General features: G+C 73.8%; 21 protein-coding genes and 1 riboswitch. Of the genes, 12 read left to right on the plus strand and 9 right to left on the minus strand.

Going from position 1 to position 18,078, the window contains the following annotated elements:
* Nucleotides 1–284 precede the first annotated feature (284 nt).
* Nucleotides 285–1,763 carry a globin domain-containing protein gene (locus ACIQI7_RS07985; RefSeq protein WP_401106174.1) on the plus strand — a complete coding sequence of 493 codons (1,479 nt, stop codon included), beginning with the start codon at nucleotides 285–287 and terminating at the stop codon, nucleotides 1,761–1,763.
* Here the strand turns inward: ACIQI7_RS07985 and ACIQI7_RS07990 are convergent, their stop codons facing one another.
* Nucleotides 1,764–2,306 carry an NUDIX domain-containing protein gene (locus ACIQI7_RS07990; RefSeq protein WP_401106176.1) on the minus strand — a complete coding sequence of 181 codons (543 nt, stop codon included), beginning with the start codon at nucleotides 2,304–2,306 and terminating at the stop codon, nucleotides 1,764–1,766.
* A 487-nt stretch (nucleotides 2,307–2,793) separates the two neighbouring features.
* Between ACIQI7_RS07990 and ACIQI7_RS07995 the strand changes: the two genes are divergently transcribed.
* Entirely contained in the window at nucleotides 2,794–3,219 is a 426-nt protein-coding gene (locus ACIQI7_RS07995; RefSeq protein WP_401106178.1) for an SsgA family sporulation/cell division regulator, read from the plus strand.
* A gap of 93 nt (nucleotides 3,220–3,312) precedes the next feature.
* Here the strand turns inward: ACIQI7_RS07995 and ACIQI7_RS08000 are convergent, their stop codons facing one another.
* Nucleotides 3,313–3,693: a phage holin family protein gene (locus ACIQI7_RS08000; protein ID WP_401106180.1), complete on the minus strand. Its 381-nt coding sequence runs from the start codon at nucleotides 3,691–3,693 to the stop codon at nucleotides 3,313–3,315.
* A 120-nt stretch (nucleotides 3,694–3,813) separates the two neighbouring features.
* On the opposite strand from ACIQI7_RS08000, the gene ACIQI7_RS08005 reads away from it, so the two are divergent.
* The 6 genes from ACIQI7_RS08005 (at nucleotide 3,814) to ACIQI7_RS08030 (ending at nucleotide 8,177) form a co-directional block, all read left to right on the plus strand.
* A complete protein-coding gene (locus ACIQI7_RS08005) occupies nucleotides 3,814–4,131 on the plus strand; it encodes a cupin domain-containing protein (RefSeq protein WP_401106182.1) in 318 nt (105 codons plus the stop codon).
* Between the two features lie 49 nt (nucleotides 4,132–4,180).
* Nucleotides 4,181–4,852 (plus strand): thiaminase II, encoded by a 672-nt coding sequence (gene tenA, locus ACIQI7_RS08010; protein WP_401106184.1) that lies wholly within the window; start codon nucleotides 4,181–4,183, stop codon nucleotides 4,850–4,852.
* A gap of 241 nt (nucleotides 4,853–5,093) precedes the next feature.
* Nucleotides 5,094–5,294: a DUF5326 family protein gene (locus tag ACIQI7_RS08015; protein WP_387759609.1), complete on the plus strand. Its 201-nt coding sequence runs from the start codon at nucleotides 5,094–5,096 to the stop codon at nucleotides 5,292–5,294.
* Nucleotides 5,295–5,475: 181 nt separating this feature from the next.
* A riboswitch (TPP riboswitch) is annotated at nucleotides 5,476–5,610 on the plus strand.
* Nucleotides 5,605–7,419, plus strand: coding sequence for a phosphomethylpyrimidine synthase ThiC (gene thiC, locus ACIQI7_RS08020; RefSeq protein ID WP_401106187.1), 1,815 nt, complete (start codon nucleotides 5,605–5,607; stop codon nucleotides 7,417–7,419). It overlaps the preceding riboswitch by 6 nt.
* Before the next feature lie 123 nt (nucleotides 7,420–7,542).
* Nucleotides 7,543–7,773 (plus strand): FitA-like ribbon-helix-helix domain-containing protein, encoded by a 231-nt coding sequence (locus ACIQI7_RS08025; RefSeq protein ID WP_401106189.1) that lies wholly within the window; start codon nucleotides 7,543–7,545, stop codon nucleotides 7,771–7,773.
* Nucleotides 7,770–8,177, plus strand: coding sequence for a type II toxin-antitoxin system VapC family toxin (locus ACIQI7_RS08030; protein ID WP_401106191.1), 408 nt, complete (start codon nucleotides 7,770–7,772; stop codon nucleotides 8,175–8,177). The genes ACIQI7_RS08025 and ACIQI7_RS08030 overlap by 4 nt, the downstream gene beginning before the upstream one ends.
* Nucleotides 8,178–8,294: 117 nt before the next feature.
* Here ACIQI7_RS08030 and ACIQI7_RS08035 read toward each other — a convergent pair whose 3' ends face one another.
* Nucleotides 8,295–8,681, minus strand: a complete 387-nt coding sequence (locus ACIQI7_RS08035; RefSeq protein ID WP_401106193.1) for a VOC family protein — start codon at nucleotides 8,679–8,681, stop codon at nucleotides 8,295–8,297.
* A 62-nt stretch (nucleotides 8,682–8,743) separates the two neighbouring features.
* On the minus strand, nucleotides 8,744–9,289 hold the full coding sequence (locus ACIQI7_RS08040) for a dihydrofolate reductase family protein (protein WP_401106195.1): 546 nt from the start codon (nucleotides 9,287–9,289) through the stop codon (nucleotides 8,744–8,746).
* A 155-nt stretch (nucleotides 9,290–9,444) separates the two neighbouring features.
* Here ACIQI7_RS08040 and ACIQI7_RS08045 point away from each other — a divergent pair, with 155 nt between their 5' ends.
* A complete protein-coding gene (locus ACIQI7_RS08045; protein ID WP_401106196.1) occupies nucleotides 9,445–10,374 on the plus strand; it encodes a LysR family transcriptional regulator in 930 nt (309 codons plus the stop codon).
* Nucleotides 10,375–10,457: 83 nt separating this feature from the next.
* Here ACIQI7_RS08045 and ACIQI7_RS08050 read toward each other — a convergent pair whose 3' ends face one another.
* On the minus strand, nucleotides 10,458–11,294 hold the full coding sequence (locus tag ACIQI7_RS08050; RefSeq protein WP_401106198.1) for a helix-turn-helix transcriptional regulator: 837 nt from the start codon (nucleotides 11,292–11,294) through the stop codon (nucleotides 10,458–10,460).
* Nucleotides 11,295–11,395: 101 nt separating this feature from the next.
* Between ACIQI7_RS08050 and ACIQI7_RS08055 the strand changes: the two genes are divergently transcribed.
* Both ACIQI7_RS08055 and ACIQI7_RS08060 read left to right on the plus strand, forming a co-directional pair.
* A complete protein-coding gene (locus ACIQI7_RS08055; protein WP_401106200.1) occupies nucleotides 11,396–11,992 on the plus strand; it encodes an NADPH-dependent FMN reductase in 597 nt (198 codons plus the stop codon).
* 62 nt (nucleotides 11,993–12,054) lie between these two features.
* On the plus strand, nucleotides 12,055–13,023 hold the full coding sequence (locus ACIQI7_RS08060) for an aldo/keto reductase (RefSeq protein ID WP_401106203.1): 969 nt from the start codon (nucleotides 12,055–12,057) through the stop codon (nucleotides 13,021–13,023).
* Between the two features lie 111 nt (nucleotides 13,024–13,134).
* Here ACIQI7_RS08060 and ACIQI7_RS08065 read toward each other — a convergent pair whose 3' ends face one another.
* Nucleotides 13,135–13,707 (minus strand): hypothetical protein, encoded by a 573-nt coding sequence (locus tag ACIQI7_RS08065; RefSeq protein WP_401106205.1) that lies wholly within the window; start codon nucleotides 13,705–13,707, stop codon nucleotides 13,135–13,137.
* 275 nt (nucleotides 13,708–13,982) lie between these two features.
* Between ACIQI7_RS08065 and ACIQI7_RS08070 the strand changes: the two genes are divergently transcribed.
* Nucleotides 13,983–14,468, plus strand: a complete 486-nt coding sequence (locus ACIQI7_RS08070; RefSeq protein ID WP_401106208.1) for a hypothetical protein — start codon at nucleotides 13,983–13,985, stop codon at nucleotides 14,466–14,468.
* A gap of 68 nt (nucleotides 14,469–14,536) precedes the next feature.
* Here ACIQI7_RS08070 and ACIQI7_RS08075 read toward each other — a convergent pair whose 3' ends face one another.
* From ACIQI7_RS08075 to ACIQI7_RS08085, 3 genes are all read right to left on the minus strand, one after another.
* On the minus strand, nucleotides 14,537–15,139 hold the full coding sequence (locus ACIQI7_RS08075) for a hypothetical protein (protein WP_401106209.1): 603 nt from the start codon (nucleotides 15,137–15,139) through the stop codon (nucleotides 14,537–14,539).
* Between the two features lie 214 nt (nucleotides 15,140–15,353).
* Nucleotides 15,354–16,211 (minus strand): hypothetical protein, encoded by an 858-nt coding sequence (locus ACIQI7_RS08080; protein WP_401106212.1) that lies wholly within the window; start codon nucleotides 16,209–16,211, stop codon nucleotides 15,354–15,356.
* 260 nt (nucleotides 16,212–16,471) lie between these two features.
* Nucleotides 16,472–17,896, minus strand: a complete 1,425-nt coding sequence (locus tag ACIQI7_RS08085; RefSeq protein WP_401106214.1) for a metallophosphoesterase — start codon at nucleotides 17,894–17,896, stop codon at nucleotides 16,472–16,474.
* Nucleotides 17,897–18,078: the final 182 nt, after the last annotated feature.

An 18,078-nucleotide genomic window follows, 5' to 3' on the forward strand; every position in this document is an offset into this window, starting at 1 on the left:
GGCGTCAGCAGAGACAAGCCAGGTGGCGCAGGTCGGCCGGAGGCGAAACGATTCTCTTGGGTACTCGAAACGTAGCGGTGAAGTCCCGCGGAACAGTCCTGGTCCGCACCGGGCACGGCTCGGCGGGGGTCGCCTCCGTCCCGGGCCTGTCCCGGTCCGCGTCCCCGTCCCAGTCCGTGTCCCGGTCGGAGCCCGCGTCCCCGTCGGACTGCGCGTCCCCGTGGGAGTCCGCGTCCGAGCGGGCCCCGTCGCGGCGGACGGCCGTCCGGCCGCCGGTGCCGCCGGTGCCGCTGGACCCGCCGGACCGGCCGCCGGTGGTGGCGGCGGCGGACGCGCCGACGGCGGTGCTGCCGCCGGTGCCACTGCTGGAGCCCGTCCGGCCGGTGATCCCGGCCCGGCCGGTGCAGCCGCCGGCCGAACCCGCTCCCGTGCCCGCGCCCGTTCACGCCCCTGCCGCCCCCGCCGTCTTCCGGCCGCTGTTCGTCGACGCGCCCGGCCTCAACTGGGCCGGGCCGGGCGACCGGTGGAGCGACGCCTGGGGCGTGCGGACCCCCGCCGGGCAGCTCCCGGCCGCGCCCGTCGCCGCCGCGCTCCCCGCTGCCGGGCAGGCCGGGCCCGTCGACCGGCCGCTCACCGCCCGCGACATCGAGCTGGTCCGGGCCGGCCTGGCCGCCGTCGAGCCGGTCGCGGACCGGGCCACCGCGCACTTCTACGCGCTGCTCTTCCTGCGCCATCCCGAGCTCCGCTCTTTTTTCCCCGCCGCCATGGACGCCCACCGCGACCGGCTGTTCCGCACCCTGCTGGCGGTCGTGCGCGAGATCGACCGGCCGGTGGCCCTGCGCGCCATGCTGGCCGGGCTCGGCCGCGACCACCGCCGGTACGGCACGCTGGCCGGCCACTACGTCGCGGTGGAGGAGTGCCTGGTGGGGACGCTGGCCCGGTACGCCGGCGAGCGCTGGGACGCCGAGGCGGAGTCGGCCTGGCGCCGCGCCTACCGGATGGTCTCCTCGACCATGATCGAGGCCGCCGAGGAGGACGCCCGCACCTCGCCGCCCTGGTGGCAGGGCGAGATCGTCCGGCACGAGCGCCGCACCCGGGACGTCGCGGCGATCACCGTCCGGCCGGACCAGGCGTACCCGTTCCGGGCCGGGCAGTACGCCGCCCTGGAGACGCCCTGGTGGCCGCGGGTCTGGCGGCACTACTCCTTCGCCGCCGCGCCCCGCCCGGACGGGCTGCTGACCTTCCACGTCAAGGCCGTCCAGGCGGGCTGGGTGAGCAACGCGCTGGTCCACCGGGCCGCCCCCGGGGACGTGCTGCGGCTCGGCCCGGCCACCGGCTCGATGACCGTCGACCACGCGGCCGGGCCGGACCTGCTCTGCCTCGGCGGCGGCACCGGCATCGCGCCGATCCGGGCCCTGGTCGAGGAGGCCGTCGCGCACGGGGCGTCCGGCCGCCGGGTCGAGGTGTTCTACGGGGCCCGCCGGGCCGAGGAGCTGTACGAGCTGGCCGCGCTGCGCGAACTGGCGGCACCGCACCCGTGGCTGACGGTCCGTCCGGTGCTGTCGGGCGGCGGGGCGGCCGGGGGCCTGCTGACCGGCGAACTGCCCGAGGTGGTGGGCCGGTTCGGCCCGTGGGCCGGCCGCGAGGCGGTGCTCAGCGGGCCGCCCGCGATGGTGCACCGGGGCGTGGGGGTGCTGGTGCGCGCCGGGGTGCCGGCCGAGCGGATCCGGCACGACCTGGTCGGCGACCTGGCCGGCGGGTGATCAGCCGAGATCGGGTGCGAGGAGCGCGCGGATGCCCTCGATGTTGGCCGCCAGGTACGCCCGCAGCCGGGGCGGGACCACGTTGACCGAGGTGACGCCCTCGCGGGTGAACGGCAGCCGGACCACCTCGTACTCGCCGTTGGGGTCGGTCACCTCGGGCCCGTGCCGTCGGCTGAGGTCCATCGAGGCGAGCCGGCAGACGAAGAAGTGCTGCACCTTGACCCCGTGGGGGTGCAGCGGGGTGCCGTCGTCGTGGTGGGTGTGGCTGATGGTGTCGACGAAGGCGGGCACCACGTCCACGACCTTGCCGCCGAGCTCCTCGTCCACCTCGCGGTGCAGCGCCTCGACCACCGTCCGGTCCTCGTGTTCGACGCCGCCGCCGGGGGTGATCCAGTACGGGTGCGGCGAACCGGGCCGGACCCGCCGGATCAGCACGATCGAGGCCGGGCCGTCCGGATCGTCCGGATCCAGCTCCAGCAGGATCGCCCGCGCGGTGCGCTTGACGACCGGGCGCGGTGGCGGAGTGCGGTTCTCGGGGCCCATGGCAACCTCCGGGACTGGCGCGTTGTGCGGGAGTCTCCCGCGCCGGGGAGGGGGCGAAACCCGGGGAACGGGTCGAAACGCACCGGGAACGGGTCGAAACGCCGACCTGGTCGGGTGCCTCCGTTCGGGGCTCCGCTGTGCTGCAATGAGCAGCCACCGGGCACATGGGAGGCTTCGCTCCGCATGCCCGGGCCGGGCAGGGACCTGTACGAGGGACTCGGGCTGAGGGTCGGGTGGTACGGATCGAATCGCACGCTCCGGGGCGATGTGCCCGTCGTTCATTCTCTGACCGGACTTGGTCTAGACCGCTCCCGACTCGTTCACCATTTGAAAAAGCACACCTTGTCCATGACATCCGCAAACATGGACGATGGTGATCGAACGTGGATTGGTTGCATAAACCGTCACAAAAACCGTCGAAACCATGTCCGGCCGCCATCGGACCAAACGAACCGACGGCGCGGGCTGAACGAGAGGTACTGGCGCCATGCAGCACAGCACAGTCCAGGGCCACCTGGTGATGAACCTCGTGGTCTCGCACGAGCTCTCCTTCCGCCTCCTGGTGGACCTGGGGTACGACGCGGACGACCCGTACGCCGTCCGGCTCACCTTCCACCTGCCCGGCGACGCCCCGGTCACCTGGTACTTCGCGCGGGAGCTGCTGCTCGACGGGATCAGCGGGCCCGCGGGCGAGGGCGACGTGCACATCCGCCCGGTCGGCGAGGAGCTCTCGGAGGTCCGCATCGTGCTGCGCTCCCCCGACGGCGACGCCCTGCTGTGCGCCTCCTCCGCGCCGCTGATCGCCTTCCTGGCGCGCACCGACCGGCTGGTGCCGATGGGCGAGGAGTTCACCGGGCAGGACATCGACGCCCAGCTCGCCGACCTGCTCAAGGGGCGTGAGAACGCGGGGTGAGCGGTCCGGCAGGCGACGCAGGCACGAGGAAGGGGCCCGCACCCGGTGGAACACCCGGGCGCGGGCCCCTTCCGGCCGTCCGCACGACACCGCTCAGTCGTCGTCCAGGGCCAGGTGCAGGCCCCACGACACCAGGCTGATGATCAGTGAACCGACCAGCGCCGAGACGAAGTTGGTCACGTGGAAGTCCAGGCTCAGCTTCCCGGCGGCCCAGGAGGTGAGCAGGAGCATCAGGGCGTTGATCACGAAGGTGATCAGGCCCAGCGTGAGGATGAACAGCGGGAACGAGAACAGCTTGACCACCGGCTTGATCAGCCAGTTCACGACGCCGAAGACCACGGCGACGCCGAGCACCGTGAGCGCCTTGTGCTGCCAGTCCGCGTTCCCCTGGGCGAGTTGGATGCCGCTGACGATCCAGGCGGCGACCCAGATGGCCGCCGCGTTGATCAGTGTCTTGATGACGAAACCCTTCATGCCGCCCAAGCCTGGCAGGAACCCCCGTCCCGGCGGAACCACCACACGGCGGGTCGGTGTTGAATGGCCCTGGTCCGGGAGGTGGACGGACCGGTCCGCGAACGAGGGAGGACGGCGGCGGTGAAGCTCTTCCGGCTGGACGAACTGGACGCCGAACGGGCGGCCAACGACGGCGCGTACCTGCGGTTCCTGCGCGAACCGCGGATGTCCGCCGGGCTGTACGCGCTGGCCCCCGGCGACACCGACACCCAGACCCCGCACGACCAGGACGAGATCTACCAGGTGATCAGCGGCCGGGCCGAACTCACCGTCGGCGCCGAGACCGCGACGGTCGGGCGCGGCACGGTGGTGTACGTGCCGGCCGGCACCCCGCACCGGTTCCACCACGTCACCGAGGAACTGCGGGTACTGGTGGTGTTCTCCCCTCCGGAGGACTGAACGCCCGGGCGTCGGAGGACGCGTGCGGCCCGCCGGTTAGGGTCGCGTCATGAGCACCAAGACGCTGACCGAAGAACTCTGGGCGGCCATCGAGCCGGTGTACGCCGAGATCCTCGCCCACCCCTTCCTGGCCGGGCTCACCGACGGCACCCTGCCGCGCGAGGCCTTCCGCCACTTCGTCGTCCAGGACTCTCACTACCTGCGCGACTACGCCCGCGCGCTCGCCGTCTGCGCCGCCAAGGCGCCCGGCGAGGAGGACGTCCGGGCCTTCGCCGACGACGCGGTCGGCGCGCTGGCCGCCGAGCAGGGCATGCACGCCGAGTTCCTGACCGCCTTCGGCGGCAGCGCCGAGCAGGCCGCGGCCGAGCCGGTGCTGCCCACCACCCGGGCGTACACCAGCTACCTGCTGGCCACCGTCTACGGGGGCTCCTTCGCCGAGGCGGTCGGCGCGGTGCTGCCCTGCTACTGGATCTACGCCCGGGTCGGCGAGGCGCTGCTCGCCCAGGGCTCGCCCGACCCGCTCTACGCCAAGTGGATCTCCACCTACGGCGACGAGGCCTTCCAGTCGGTCGTCCGCCGGGTGCTGGCGCTCGCCGACCGGCTGGGCGAGGAGCTCTCCGCGGCCGAACGCCGCAGGGTGGTCGAGCACTTCGTGACCACCTCGCGCTACGAGTGGATGTTCTGGGACGCCGCCTGGCGCGGCGAGCGCTGGCCGGTCTGAGCCGTTCGCCGACCGGCCTTGCTCCCGGCACCAGTTGGTCGCTCCGGAACGCCGGAGGTTGTGCTCCGCCGGACGAGTTCTCCGGGGTCACCCGGGGGGTCGGGGTAGGGGTGATCTCGGGGTTCTCTCCGGGCCGCCGGGCCTCGTTCCGGCACTCGCGCCCCCGTACGATCGAAGTACCGAAAGCAAGCGGGATGCGGCACCGGACGGCGGCCGACCCGAGGGGAGAAGAGGAACCGACATGGCTGAGCTCTGGAAGTCGCTGCCCTCCTGGGTGCGCAACATCGTCATCCCGGTGCTGGTCCTGGTACTGGCCTGGAACGTCGTCGCGTTCGTGTTCGGCGTCGTCGGCGCACTGCTCTCGATCGTGATCAAGCTGCTGGTGGTGGTCGGCATCGCGGCCGCCGTGGTGGTCCTGGTGAAGAAGGCCGCCAGGAGCTGACCCGCCACCCCGCAACGCCGCCCTGAGGCCCGGTCCCCTCCCACGAGGGGCGCCGGGCCTCGGCCGTTCTCCGGTGGCCCACGCGACTGAGCCGGGGGCGGCCGCGCGGGCGGGCCGGGAGGCGCTCTGGACCTGCGGCGATCCGCTCGCTACGGTGTTGGGCGTCGTGTGCAGGCAACACCGCCTGCGACGCGGGAGCTCGGAGCACCGGGCTGAGAGGGCGCTGACCGGGACGTCGACGGACGGACCGACGGCTGCGTCGACCGCAGGAACCTGACCGGGTAATGCCGGCGTAGGGAGTAGAGGTCAGATGACCACGTTCGAAGCACAGCCGCAGTCTGCCCAGGGCGCCCCCAGCAGCGAGCGCACCGGCTACCCGACCCCGGCCTGGCGCAAGGCCCACCGCGAGGGATCGCGCCCCGACCTGCGCGTCCCGTACCGCGAGGTGCGGCTCACCAACGGCAGGACCGTCCCGCTGTACGACACCTCCGGCCCGTACACCGACCCGTCCTACGAGCCCGACGTGCGGCGCGGCCTGCCCGCGCTGCGGGACCCCTGGATCCGCCAGCGCGGCGACGTCGAGGAGTACGACGGCCGCGAGCCGCGCCCCGAGGACGACGGGATCAAGCACACCTCGCCGCGCGGCGGGAACCTGCGCAACCTGGACGCCGTCTTCCCCGGCCGCCCGCGTCGCCCGCTGCGCGGCCGCGACGGCGTCGCCGTCACCCAACTCGCCTACGCCAAGCGGGGCGTGGTGACGCCGGAGATGGAGTTCGTGGCGCTGCGGGAGGGCCTCGCGCCGGAGTTCGTGCGCGCCGAGGTGGCGCGCGGCCGGGCCGTCATCCCGGTCAACGTGAACCACCCGGAGGTGGAGCCGGCCATCATCGGCACCAACTTCCTGGTGAAGATCAACGCCAACATCGGCAACTCGGCCGTCACCTCCTCGATCGAGGAGGAGGTGGAGAAGATGACCTGGGCCACCCGCTGGGGCGCCGACACCGTCATGGACCTCTCCACCGGCCGCAACATCCACACCACCCGCGAGTGGATCCTGCGCAACTCCCCGGTGCCGATCGGCACCGTGCCGCTCTACCAGGCCCTGGAGAAGGTGGACGGCAAGGCCGAGGAGCTGAGCTGGGAGGTCTACCGGGACACCGTCATCGAGCAGTGCGAGCAGGGCGTCGACTACATGACCGTCCACGCCGGCGTGCTGCTGCGCTACGTCCCGCTCACCGCGCGCCGCAAGACCGGCATCGTCTCGCGCGGCGGCTCGATCATGGCGGCCTGGTGCCTGGCGCACCACCAGGAGAACTTCCTCTACACCAACTTCGAGGAGCTCTGCGACATACTCGCCGCCTACGACGTCACCTTCTCGCTCGGGGACGGGCTGCGCCCGGGCTCGATCGCGGACGCCAACGACGAGGCGCAGTTCGCCGAGCTGAAGACCCTCGGGGAGCTCGGCCGGATCGCCCGCGAGCGGGACGTCCAGGTGATGATCGAGGGCCCGGGCCACGTCCCGATGCACAAGATCAAGGAGAACATGGATCTCCAGAAGGAGATCTGCGACGAGGCGCCGTTCTACACCCTCGGCCCGCTGACCACGGACGTCGCCCCCGGCTACGACCACATCACCTCGGGCATCGGCGCCGCGATGATCGCCTGGTGGGGCACCGCGATGCTCTGCTACGTGACCCCCAAGGAACACCTGGGCCTGCCCAACCGGGACGACGTCAAGACCGGCGTGATCACCTACAAGATCGCCGCCCACGCCGCCGACCTGGCCAAGGGCCACCCCGGCGCCCAGGCCTGGGACGACGCCCTCTCCGACGCCCGCTTCGAGTTCCGCTGGGAGGACCAGTTCAACCTGGCCCTCGACCCGGAGACCGCCCGCGACTTCCATGACGAGACCCTGCCCGCGGAGCCCGCCAAGACCGCCCACTTCTGCTCGATGTGCGGTCCGAAGTTCTGCTCGATGAAGATCAGCCAGAAGATCCGGGACGAGCACGGCGACGGTTCCAGCGCCGTCGACACCGAGTTCGACGCCGAGGCGCTGGCCGGCATGCAGGCCAAGTCCGAGGAGTTCGCGGCCCAGGGCAACCGGGTCTACCTCCCGCTGGCCGACTGACGCCGGAGCCCGGCACCGGAGCGCCGCCCCGGGAGTATCGCTTCCCGGGGCGGCGCTTCGTCGCTCCCGCCTCCGGCGGCTCCACTATCTGCATTCCGCAGATAGTGGAGCTAGAATGCAGACATGACTGTCCTCACGATCCGGGACGTCCCGGACGACCAGATCCAGACCCTGAAGGTCCGCGCAGCTCAGGCCGGCAAGTCGCTGCAGTCGTTCATGCAGGACCTGATCGCCAGGGAGGCCTCCAAGCCCACGATGGCGGAGATGATGGCGAGGCTGAACCGGGAAACCACGGCCGACGTCAGCGCTGCCGACGTGCTCGCCGCCATCGACGAAGGGCGCGCCGGGCGTTGATCGTCATCGACTGCTCTGCCCTCGTCCTGGTTCTCACGGCCCACGGTTCCGACGGGGAGCTCATCCGCAACCGCCTGGCCGGGGCTGGGGACGTCTACGCTCCCACCCTCCTCGACTACGAGATCCAGTCGGCCCTCCTCGGCATGCGGCGTGGCGGCAAGCTGACGGAGAAGGAGGTGGAGAGGGCGGTAGACGCATATCGGCTGCTTCCCATCGCCAAACGGGAGACGCTGCCCTTCTGGGACCGGGTGAGGAGGTTGCACGCCAACCTCAGCGCCTACGACTCCCAGTACGTCGCCCTGGCGGAAGCCCTGGGCGTACCACTGATCACCAGCGATGCGAGGATCAGACGCAGCGGTGCGGCGAAGTGCGAGGTCGAGGTCTTCGCCTCGATCCGCCCCTGACCGGCACGGCACTGTGCGGCGCCGCCCCGGGAGGTGCGGCCTCCCGGGGCGGCGCCGTGTGCGGGGGTTGGTGGGCCCGCCCCTGCCCACCCCCGTGGGGCCGGGGCGGGGGTCCGGTCAGGCGGTGGCGTCCTGGGGGTACCAGCGGAGTTCGACGGTGTTGCCGTCCGGGTCCTGGACGTAGACGGAGGTGGCGGTGCCGCGGGCGCCGTAGCGGGGGACGGGGCCTTCGAGGACGGTGAAGGTGCCCGCGTCGATGACCTCCTGCCAGTCGAGGGGCTCGACGGTGAGGCAGATGTGGTCGACGTTGGACTCGTGCCGGGGGCCCTTGGCCAGGTCGATGATGGTCTCGGGGCCGACGCGGACGGAGGGGAACGACACCCGGCCGGCCCGCCACTCGTCGACCCGGACGGGGGCCAGGCCGAGGAGGCCGGTGTAGAAGGCCAGCGAGCGCTCGACGTCGGCGACGTTGAGGACGAGGTGGTCGAAGGCTACGACGCGCATGGCGGGGTCCTTTGGGGTACGGCGGGGCGGGCGGGGGACGGGCGGGGGAGCGCGGGGAGGGGTCAGGCCTGCTGGTAGTGCAGGTGGACGACGCCGGTGCTGAAGGTGGCGGAGTGGGCGAGCCGCAGCGGCGTGCGGTCCTGCTCGGTGAACAGGCGGATGCCCTGGCCGAGCACGATCGGGTGGACGAGCAGGTGGAGGTCGTCGATCAGCCCGGCGCGCAGCAGGGTGCGGGTGAGCATGATGCTGCCGGTGACGTTGATGTTGCGGCCCGGACGGCGCTTGAGCGCGGTGAGTTCGGCGACGACGTCCCCGGAGAGGACGGTGGAGTTGTTCCACTCCGCCTTGTCGAGCGTGGTGGAGACGACCAGCTTGCGGATCGCGTTGAGGCCGTCCGCCATCTCGCCGGTCTGGTGCGGCCAGACGGCCGCGAAGGACTCGTACGTCCGCCGCCCGAGCAGCAGGGTGTCGGACGCGGCGGCCATCCCGCCGACGACGGCGCCCATCTCCTCGTTCAGGTACGGGAAGTGCCAGGTCTCGGGGGCCTCGACGACGCCGTCCAGCGAGACGAAGAGTCCGGCGGTGATCCGGCGGTCGGTGCTGGTCATGGGGGGTTCTCCGGAAGTGGCGGGGCGGTCGGCGCGGAGCGGGCTTCCCGCTCGGCCGGTGACGTGTTCAACGATCCCCTGGTCCGGATGCCTGATCAATACGCGATCACCGTACGATTGTTGAGCCGGATTCAACGATCTAGGGGCGGGACGGGATGCTGGAACGGTTGGAGGTCGAGGTCTTCCTCGCGCTCGCCGAGGAGCTGCACTTCGGCCGGACCGCCGAGCGGCTGCACCTGACCACCGGGCGGGTCAGCCAGGTGGTGAAGAAGCTGGAGCGCCGGATCGGCGGGCCGCTCTTCGACCGCACCAGCCGGTCGGTCGGACTCACCGCCGTGGGACGGCGGTTGGCCGACGACCTGGTCCCGGTGGTGGCGGCGATGGCGGAGGCGCTGCGCCGGGCGGAGGACGCCAGCCGGGGTGTCACCGGGGAGCTGCGGGTGGCGTTCCTCGGGGAGTGGACGGCGCCGCTGCTGCTCAAGGCGGCCGCGCTGTTCGGCGAGCGGCACCCGGAGTGCCGGGTGGACGTGCGGGAGGTGCAGCTCTCCAACTCCCGGGCGAGCCTGGTGGACGGCTCGATCGACGTCCTGATCGCCTCCTACCCGTTCGACGGCATGGCCCGCGGGCCGGTGCTGATGACCGAGCAGCGGGTCCTGGCGGTGGCCGCCGGGCATCCGCTGGCCGCGGAGCCGTCGGTGTCGCTCGAGGTGCTCGCCGACCACCCGGTGGTGCAGTACCCGGCCGTCACCTCGGCGAGCTTCAAGCGCGACCGCACCCCCGACCGCACCCCGTCGGGCCGCCCGGTGCCCGAGGGGCCGTCCGGCAGCACCTTCTCCGAGATGCTCAGCCTGGTCGCGATGGGCCGCGGCGTGCTTCCGGTCGGCGAGCACTCCCGCCGCTACTACCCGCGCCCGGACGTCGCGTACGTGCCGATCCACGACGCGCCGCCGATCGAGCGCGGCCCGGTCTGGCTGGAAAGCAACACCACCGCCCGGGTCCGCGCCTTCGTCCAGGCGGCGACGGACGCCGCCGGGGTGCGGGGGGCCGGTGGGGCGGCGCCGTCGTGCGTGGCGCCGGCGGGATGACGGGGCCAACCGGATAGAACCGGTGCCGAGCGGACGACCGGTACCGACGGGGCGGCCGGGGCGGCCCGTCGCGGAGGCGGCGGTCAGGAGATCGCGCGCAGCCGGGCCGGCGCCGGCGTGAGCAGATGGTCGAGGTGGGCGGCCGTCTCATCGTCGGCGGGGAGCAGGACGACGAGCTGCTGGGAGTCGTCGGTGAGGTCCAGGGTCTCGCGCAGCAGCCGGAGTTCGGGGCCGGACGGGTGCCGGAGGCGGAGCGGGCCGCGCCGGGGGACGAGGTGGTTGCCGAGCCGGCGGGTGAACTCGGGGCCGGCGACCGGGGCGAGTTCGGTGCTGAGCCACTCGGCGGATTCGACCGAGGGACCGAGCCAGATGTCGAAGGCCTGTTCGTCGGCGACGTCGTCCCAGTCGGCGAACAGGGTGCGGGCGCGCGGGTCGGTGAAGACGTAGCGGGTGAGGTTGGGCGCCGGGCTGTCGAGCAGTCCGGCGGCGCCCAGGACGGTCGCGTAGCCGCTGGTGTGGGCGAGGACGTCGCCGAGACGGTTGGTGACGGCGGCGATGCCCGGTTCGAGCAGGCGCAGCGTCTCGCGGACGGTGGGGCGCAGTTCGCGCGGGGCGGGGGCGGGCCGGGTGCGGCCGGCGCACGCGCCTCCCGCGATCTTGGTGAGGTAGCGCAGGTGGTTGCGCTCGGCGGGGCCGAGGCTGAGGGCGTCGGCGAGGGCGTTGACCACGGCGGTGGAGGGGTTGCGGTCGCGGCCCTGTTCCAGCCTGGTCAGGTACTCGACGCTGATGCCGGCGCGGACGGCGAGGTCGGCGCGGCGCAGGCCGGGTGAGCGGCGGCGGCCGTGGTCGGGCAGGCCCAGCGTCTCGGGCTGGATGCTGTCCCGCTTCGCGCGGATGAAGTCCCCCAGTGGTGTGCCCATATGACGAGCGTAGTGCTGATCACCGCGCGCAGGGTGGCCCTGCGGGGGCCAGCCTGGGCACGGCCTGGTTGCTGGTGGGCGGCGGGCAGAGAGTGGTGGCCATGGAGACGAACAAGCACAAGCTGGTGATCATCCTCGGCAGCGTCCGGGAGGGCCGGTTCGGCCCGGTGGTGTCCTCGTGGGTGGCCGAGCAGGCCGCCGCGCACGGGGGCTTCGAGGTCGAGGTGGTGGACCTCGCCGAGGTCGAGCTGCCGCTCGAACTGCCCGCCGCCTCACCGAAGTTCGCGGGCGACGACTACCCGCGTCCGGCCGGGATGGCGAAGCTGACCGAGGCCCTGGAGGGCGCCGACGCCTTCGTCGTCGTCACCCCGGAGTACAACCACAGCTACCCGGCCTCGCTGAAGGCCGCGATCGACTGGCACTTCACCCAGTGGACGGCCAAGCCGGTCGCCTTCGTCAGCTACGGCGGTGCGGCCGGCGGCCGGCACGCCGTACTGCACCTGGAGAACGTGCTGACCGAGCTGCACGCGGTGACCGTCCGGGACGGCCTGGCCTTCCCGAACTACTTCACCGCCTGGTCGGACGGCCGCCCGGACGACCCGCAGGCGCCCGGCTACGCCAAGGTGCTGCTGGACCAACTGTCCTGGTGGGCAGGTGCGTTGAAGACCGCACGGGCCGCCGCGCCGTACCCGGCGTAGGCGCGGGGGCAGCGGACCGAGCCACCTGGAGGAGCCGGAGCACCCGGAGAAGGAGGAGGACGATGGACTACCTGAAGCTGGCCGGCACCGACCTGGAGGTCAGCCGGATCGCGCTCGGCTGCATGGGCTTCGGCGGCAGCGGCACCGGACACAACCCGTGGGCGCTGGACGAGGAGGCCGCGGCGCCGGTGTTCCGGCGGGCGGTCGAGCTCGGCATCACCCTCTGGGACACCGCCAACGTGTACGGCGGCGGCGCCTCGGAGGAGCTGGTCGGCCGGGCGGTGCGGCGCTTCACCCGGCGTGAGGACGTCGTCCTGGCGACCAAGGCGGGCCTGCCGATGCACGACGGACCGGGCGGCTCCGGACTGTCCCGGCGGGCGGTCCTGGAGCAGGTGGACGGCTCGCTGGCCCGGCTCGGCACGGACCACGTCGACCTCTTCCAACTGCACCGCTTCGACCCGGCGACGCCGGTCGAGGAGACGGTGGCGGCCCTGCGCGAGGTGGTCGAGGCCGGGAAGGTCCGGTACGTCGGGGTCTCCTCGATGTGGGCCTGGCGGTTCGCGGAGCTGCGGCACGCGGCGGCCGTGGCGGGCGGCCCGCGGTTCGTGTCGATGCAGCACCAGTACAGCCTGGTGCAGCGGGAGGAGGAGCGGGAGATGTTCCCGTTCCTCGCCGCCCGGGGCGTGGCCAGCCTGGTCTGGTGCCCGCTGGCCTCGGGCCGGCTGGCCCGGCCGTACGGGCAGGGCACCGCCCGCTCGGCCGGGGATCCGGTGGCCGGACGGTTCTTCGCGGACGTCGACCGCCCGATCGTGGACGCCGTCCAGCGCGTCGCGGAGGCCCGCGGCGTGCCGATGGCGCAGGTGGCGCTCGCCTGGGTGCTGCGCAACCCGGTGGTGGCCGCCCCGGTCGTCGGTGCGACCCGGCCGGGCCACCTGGACGACGCGGCGGCCGCCCTCGGCCTCGGCCTCACCGGCGCCGAGGCGGCGGCCCTGGAGGCCCCGTACACGCCCCGGCTGCCCACCGGCTTCTGAACCCCGGCTGCCCACCGGCTTCTGAACCGCGACGGCTCGACGGCTGCTGAACCGGGCCGGCTCGACGTTCCTGAACCGCGGTTGCCCACCGGCTTTCCGAACCGCGACGGCTCAACGTGCTCGACCCGCCGTGCGCCGGCGGTAGTAGTGCACGGTGAGCGCGGCGAGCAGCGGGCCCCAGGCGGCCAGCGGCAGGTAGCTGGCCCAGAACACGGCGGTCTGCCAGCCGTGGGTGATCAGCCCCAGGTCCCGGTCGCCCCGGATGGTCAGGCCGAACGAGAACATCACCATCGAGTACGGGAAGACCATCAGCGCCGCCGAGCCCAGTCCGGCGGGGACCACGGCGGCGAGCACCGGGACCGGACGGCCGCCGAGGACGGGGACCCAGCGCGGCCAGACCTCGCCCCAGCGGGCGACCAGGCCGAAGCAGAGCAGGGCCAGCCCCTCGCTGACCACGCTCAGCGCGAGGATGTACGCCCAGCCGCCGTCGAACGAGCCGGCGGCCCGGTCCGGGGGCGTCGGGCCGTGTTCGAGCAGCGGAAGGTCGAGGATGAAGCCGCCGATCCGCCAGAGGCAGGAGGGCAGGACGGCCAGGGTGATCGCGTACCCGGTCCGGACCGCCCAGCGGGGCACGCCCGGTGCGGGGGTGCCGTGCAGTCGTGCCGCGATCGTCCGTGCGCCCATGGTCTCCGCCTCCAGCCCGGGCGGACGCCGTCCGTCCGCCACCGGTACCGACCCTCCCGGAGAACGCCGGCGGGGGCGTCCTCACTCCGACCGAATCCGGGCGGACCCGCTCCCCCGGGCGAGGGAGCGGGGGTGCGCCCGGCGGTCGGCACCGGCGGCGGTCGGCGTCGTACCCGGGTATGACGCCGGATCCGGCTCCCCGGTGTGACGACCGGCCGTATCCCGGCACGGGACGGTGGGGACATCGACCGAACGAGGCCGGAGGAGCCGACACGATGCCCGCGAACCGCCGTCAGTCCAGCAGGTCCGTCCCGGCCGCCCTCCGTACCGGCCTGGCACTGCCGGCCGGCGCGGTGGGGGCCGCCCTGGTGCTGACCGGGCGGCCCGCCGAGGCCGCCCGGTGGCAGGCACGGGTGTCGGGCGGCCACGGGTGGACCGGCGGCCGGGTGCTGGCCCGGGCGGCCCTGGGGCTGCCGCTGGACGCCCTGGCACTGCTGCTGGTCGGGTACGCGCTGTTCAACTCGGTGCGGAACTTCGGTTATCCGCTCTGGTACCTCGGCACGGACTACCACCAGGCCTGGGGCGGCCCGACCATGGCCGGTGTCTGGACGGTGCACGCGGCGGGCTGGGGCCTGTGCCTGTACCTGCTGCTGCGTTGGCCGCTGCGGTGGATCGCCCGTGGCCAGCGGGCGCTGGCGCTGCGGCTGACGGGCGGCCGGCCTTCGTCCACGGCTGGGCGTCCGGCCATGGCGGCGGCCTGAGACGGCGGCGGGGGGCCGGGACAGTGGGTGCGGCCTGAGACGGTGGCGGTGGTTCGAAACTGCCGGGGTCAGGGCAGCAGCCCCCAGGACAGGACCCAGGGCAGGAACACCAGCCCGGTCAGCAGCAGGGCGCCCAGCCGGACCCGGTCGGCGGCCGGGGCGCCCCGCTCCCGCCGGGCGCCGGCCGCGGCGACGGCGGCCGCCCCGAGGGCGAACAGCCCGAGCAGCTGGACGGCCAGCCAGACCACCGGGCGGCCGAACAGGACCGGGCCGGGGGACATCGCGGCGGTGAGCACCAGGAAGAGCAGGTAGCCGAGGGCGCCCAGGGCGGCGACCGTCCCGGCGAGGGCGGCCCAGCGGGCTGCCCGGGACGGGGCACCCGGGCGAAGCCGGCGGCGGAACGCGCCGGTCAGTGCGAAGCCCGCGAAGCCGGTCAGGCAGAGCAGGGTGGCGACGGCCTCGAACCAGGGGGACTCGTACCAGGGGAGCGGGGCGAGTGCGCGGCCGGCGACGTCCAGCGGCGCGGCGCCGGACGGTCCGACGGTGGGAACCAGCCCCGGCAGCGCTGCCGGCAGGGCCGCCAGCAGGGCCGCCGGCAGGACCGCCAGCAGGACGGTGACCAGCGGCAGCGCCGGTCCGGTGCGGGACGGTCGGACGGGTCCGGTGCTCATCGCTGGTCTCCCCCGGTCGCACTCCTCTTGTGGGGTCCAGCCTGGCGGACGGCGGAGTCCGGGGCGATGGTGGCGGCACCCGGACCGGGGGTGGGGATGTCCCCCGGAAACGGCTGCTGAGCAGGCGGAACGCCGGCCTCGGGGGGCGCCGGTCGCGCGGGGGCGCCGGTCTCGGGGGCGCCGGGAGGGGAACGCCGCCCCCGGGGCGCCGGGCTCAGCGCACCTCGTCGGGCCCGGTGAAGTCGGGCGGCGTGTACCCGGGGCCGGTGAAGTCCGGCGGGGTGAAGGCGGCCGGTCGCGGGGTACGGCCCTCGGGGTCGGTGAGCCCGTCGGGCCCGGGACTGGTGAACGCGGGCGAGGTGTAGCCGGGGCTGCTGAAGTCGGGGCCGGGGGCGTCCTGGCCGGTGGCGTCGGGTCGGGCCGCCGCGCCGGGCACCGGCGGCAGCGAGTCGAGCAGGTACGGGACGAGGCCGCGCTCGCGCAGGGCGGTGCGCCACTCGCGGTGGGCGTCGCCGAGTTCGGCGGCGAGCTCCGGGTCGGTGCCGGCCGGGGCGCGGGCGGGGCCGTCGCGCAGGGCGGTGAGCAGCAGTCCGATGATGCCGATGGCCATCGCGGCGACCCCGGCGGCGAGCGCCACCCAGCCGGCCGTGACCAGGGAGCCGGCCAGCGCCGGGTCGGGGTCGGCGGCGCGCAACAGGTAGCCGATCAGCAGCAGGAACAGGGCGGCGGCCCAGGCCAGGATCGGGGTGAGCACGGTGAGGACGGGGAACAGCCCGGCCCCGCCGCTGCCGGAGCGCAGCTGGGTGAGCAGCCCGGGCGCGACGGGTTCGCTGCCGGGCGGCGGGGGCGTGCTGTGCAGGCTCCCGCGCAGCCGGACGTAGTGGGTGTACTCGGTGGCGGCCGCGGCGTTGACGCGGTCGGCGTCGCGCAGCGCGCGGACGCGCAGCTGGTCGGCAGTGAGCGCGCCGGGGGCGCGCAGGGCGGCGAGGACGGTGCGGTCGCGCAGGGCTTCCGTGAGGAGGCGCTCGTACTCCGGGCGGTCCTCGGCGAGCAGTGGCGGGGGGTTGGACATGGGGACCCCGTTCGTGCGGACCCCGTTCGCTCCGCCCCGGGGGCGCGCGGCCCTCAGGGCGCCGAAACGGGCGCGGAGGCGGGCCGCCGGACGGGCGGCCGGGTGTGGTGTGCCTCATGGTAGGGGCGGGCGCGCCCGGGCTGACAGTCGGTTTCCGGAATTTCGCGCCCCGGGACGCGCGCGTGCGACGACCCGAGCGCCGGGAACAACTGTTCTACGGAGATGGTCGGTTGACGATCCGTCGGCGGCCTGCGGGGGCCTCAGTCGATCGGCAGCCGGGCGACCAGCAGCCGCCCCTCCATGGTGACGCCGCCGTCCATCGCCACCGCGAGGTCGTCCGCGTACACGTACGGCCCGGGGATGTGCGGCGGCTGGCCGTCGTCGTTGTGCACCGCGCCGGTGAGGTACGGGATGGGGCTGTGCCCGTGCACGATCCGGCTGCCGCCGTAGGTGTCCAGCAGCTCGTGGACGGCCAGCGGGCCGGCGTCGCCGCGGAAGGCGAACCGCTTGGTGAAGCGGCGGAAGCAGTCCCACCACTCGTCCACGCTGCCGTCGGCGAGCAGTCCGTGCACCGCGTCGTTGACGTCGGGGATGGACTCGCCGTACTCCAGGTACGCGGTGGTGTCGGAGTGCAGCAGCAGGTGGCCGTCCTCCAGCGCGATGGCGGGCAGCCGGGAGAGCCAGCTGATGTGGTGCGCCTCCAGCCGGTCCAGGTCGTTCTGCTGGCCGCCGTTGAGCCGCCAGGCGGCGAGGAAGGACGCGGTGCCGGCGGTGGACTGGACGGGCTCGTCGCCGTACCTGGCGGCGCCGAGGAAGAGCAGTTCGTGGTTGCCCATCAGGGCGCGGCAGTAGCCGCCGGCCGCGGCGGCCTCGGCGGCCAGCTGCATGACCAGGTCGATGACGCCGATGCCGTCGGGGCCGCGGTCGGTGAAGTCGCCGAGGAACCAGATCCGGGCGCGGCCGGCCGACCAGTGGCCGTCGGCGTCGATCAGGCCCTGGCCGTGCAGCGCGGCGCGCAGCTCGTCCAGGTAGCCGTGCACGTCGCCGACGACGTAGACCGGGCCGGGGGGCTCGCCGGGGCCGGGGGCCGGGTACGGGTAGGTGGGCGCGGCGGGGTCGGGCAGCGGCGGGCCGAGCTCGATGGTCGGCGGGTCGTCGCGGCCGTCGAGCTGGAGCGCCGGGGACGGCTGGTCGGGCAGGGTGGGCTCGTAGCCCTTCTGCCCCTGGCCGTCGTAGCCGCCCTGGTCCGAGCCGTCGTAGCCGCCCTGCTCCGGGCCCTCGTAACCGCCCTGCTCCCGGCCGTCGTAGCCGCCCTGCTCCGGACCGTCGTAGCCGTTCTGCTCCTGCGCCTCGTAGTTCGGGCGGTCCTCGTACTCGGCGCGGTCCTGGTAGCCCGGGCCCTCCTCGTAGCCGCCCTGTCCCTGCTGCGAGAAGGCCGGGGCGTGGTCCAGGCCGACCCCCTGGGCGTGCACGGTGTGGCCCTGGCCGTCGGCGGGCCAGTGCTGCTCCAGGTAGCGGGCTCCGCCGTAGCCGCTGTAGGTCTCCCCCTCGTAGGACGGGGCGGGGTAGCCGGTCGCGGGATCGGGTTCGTAATAGGTGCCGTACGGCAGCACGTCGAGGTCCGGCTGGTGGCGGGGGCCCGAGTGGGGGTGCTCGGGCCCGGGGAAGCGGTCCTCGGGTGTCATTCGCCCATCATAGGAAGACCACTCTCCCGGCGTCGTCACCTGGTGGGTATCCAATCCTCCGGAGCGTCAGCCGGGCGGTCCCGCAAGGTCCGTTTTGTCCCGGCTCGGTACGGTCTCATCAGCTCTGGTCGCCTGCTCGGCACGGCCCTCGGCCCGCTTCCCGCGGGCCCGTCCCGGGCCGG

The organism is Kitasatospora sp. NPDC092039, assembly GCF_044756065.1.
In the GTDB taxonomy this organism is placed as follows: domain Bacteria; phylum Actinomycetota; class Actinomycetes; order Streptomycetales; family Streptomycetaceae; genus Kitasatospora.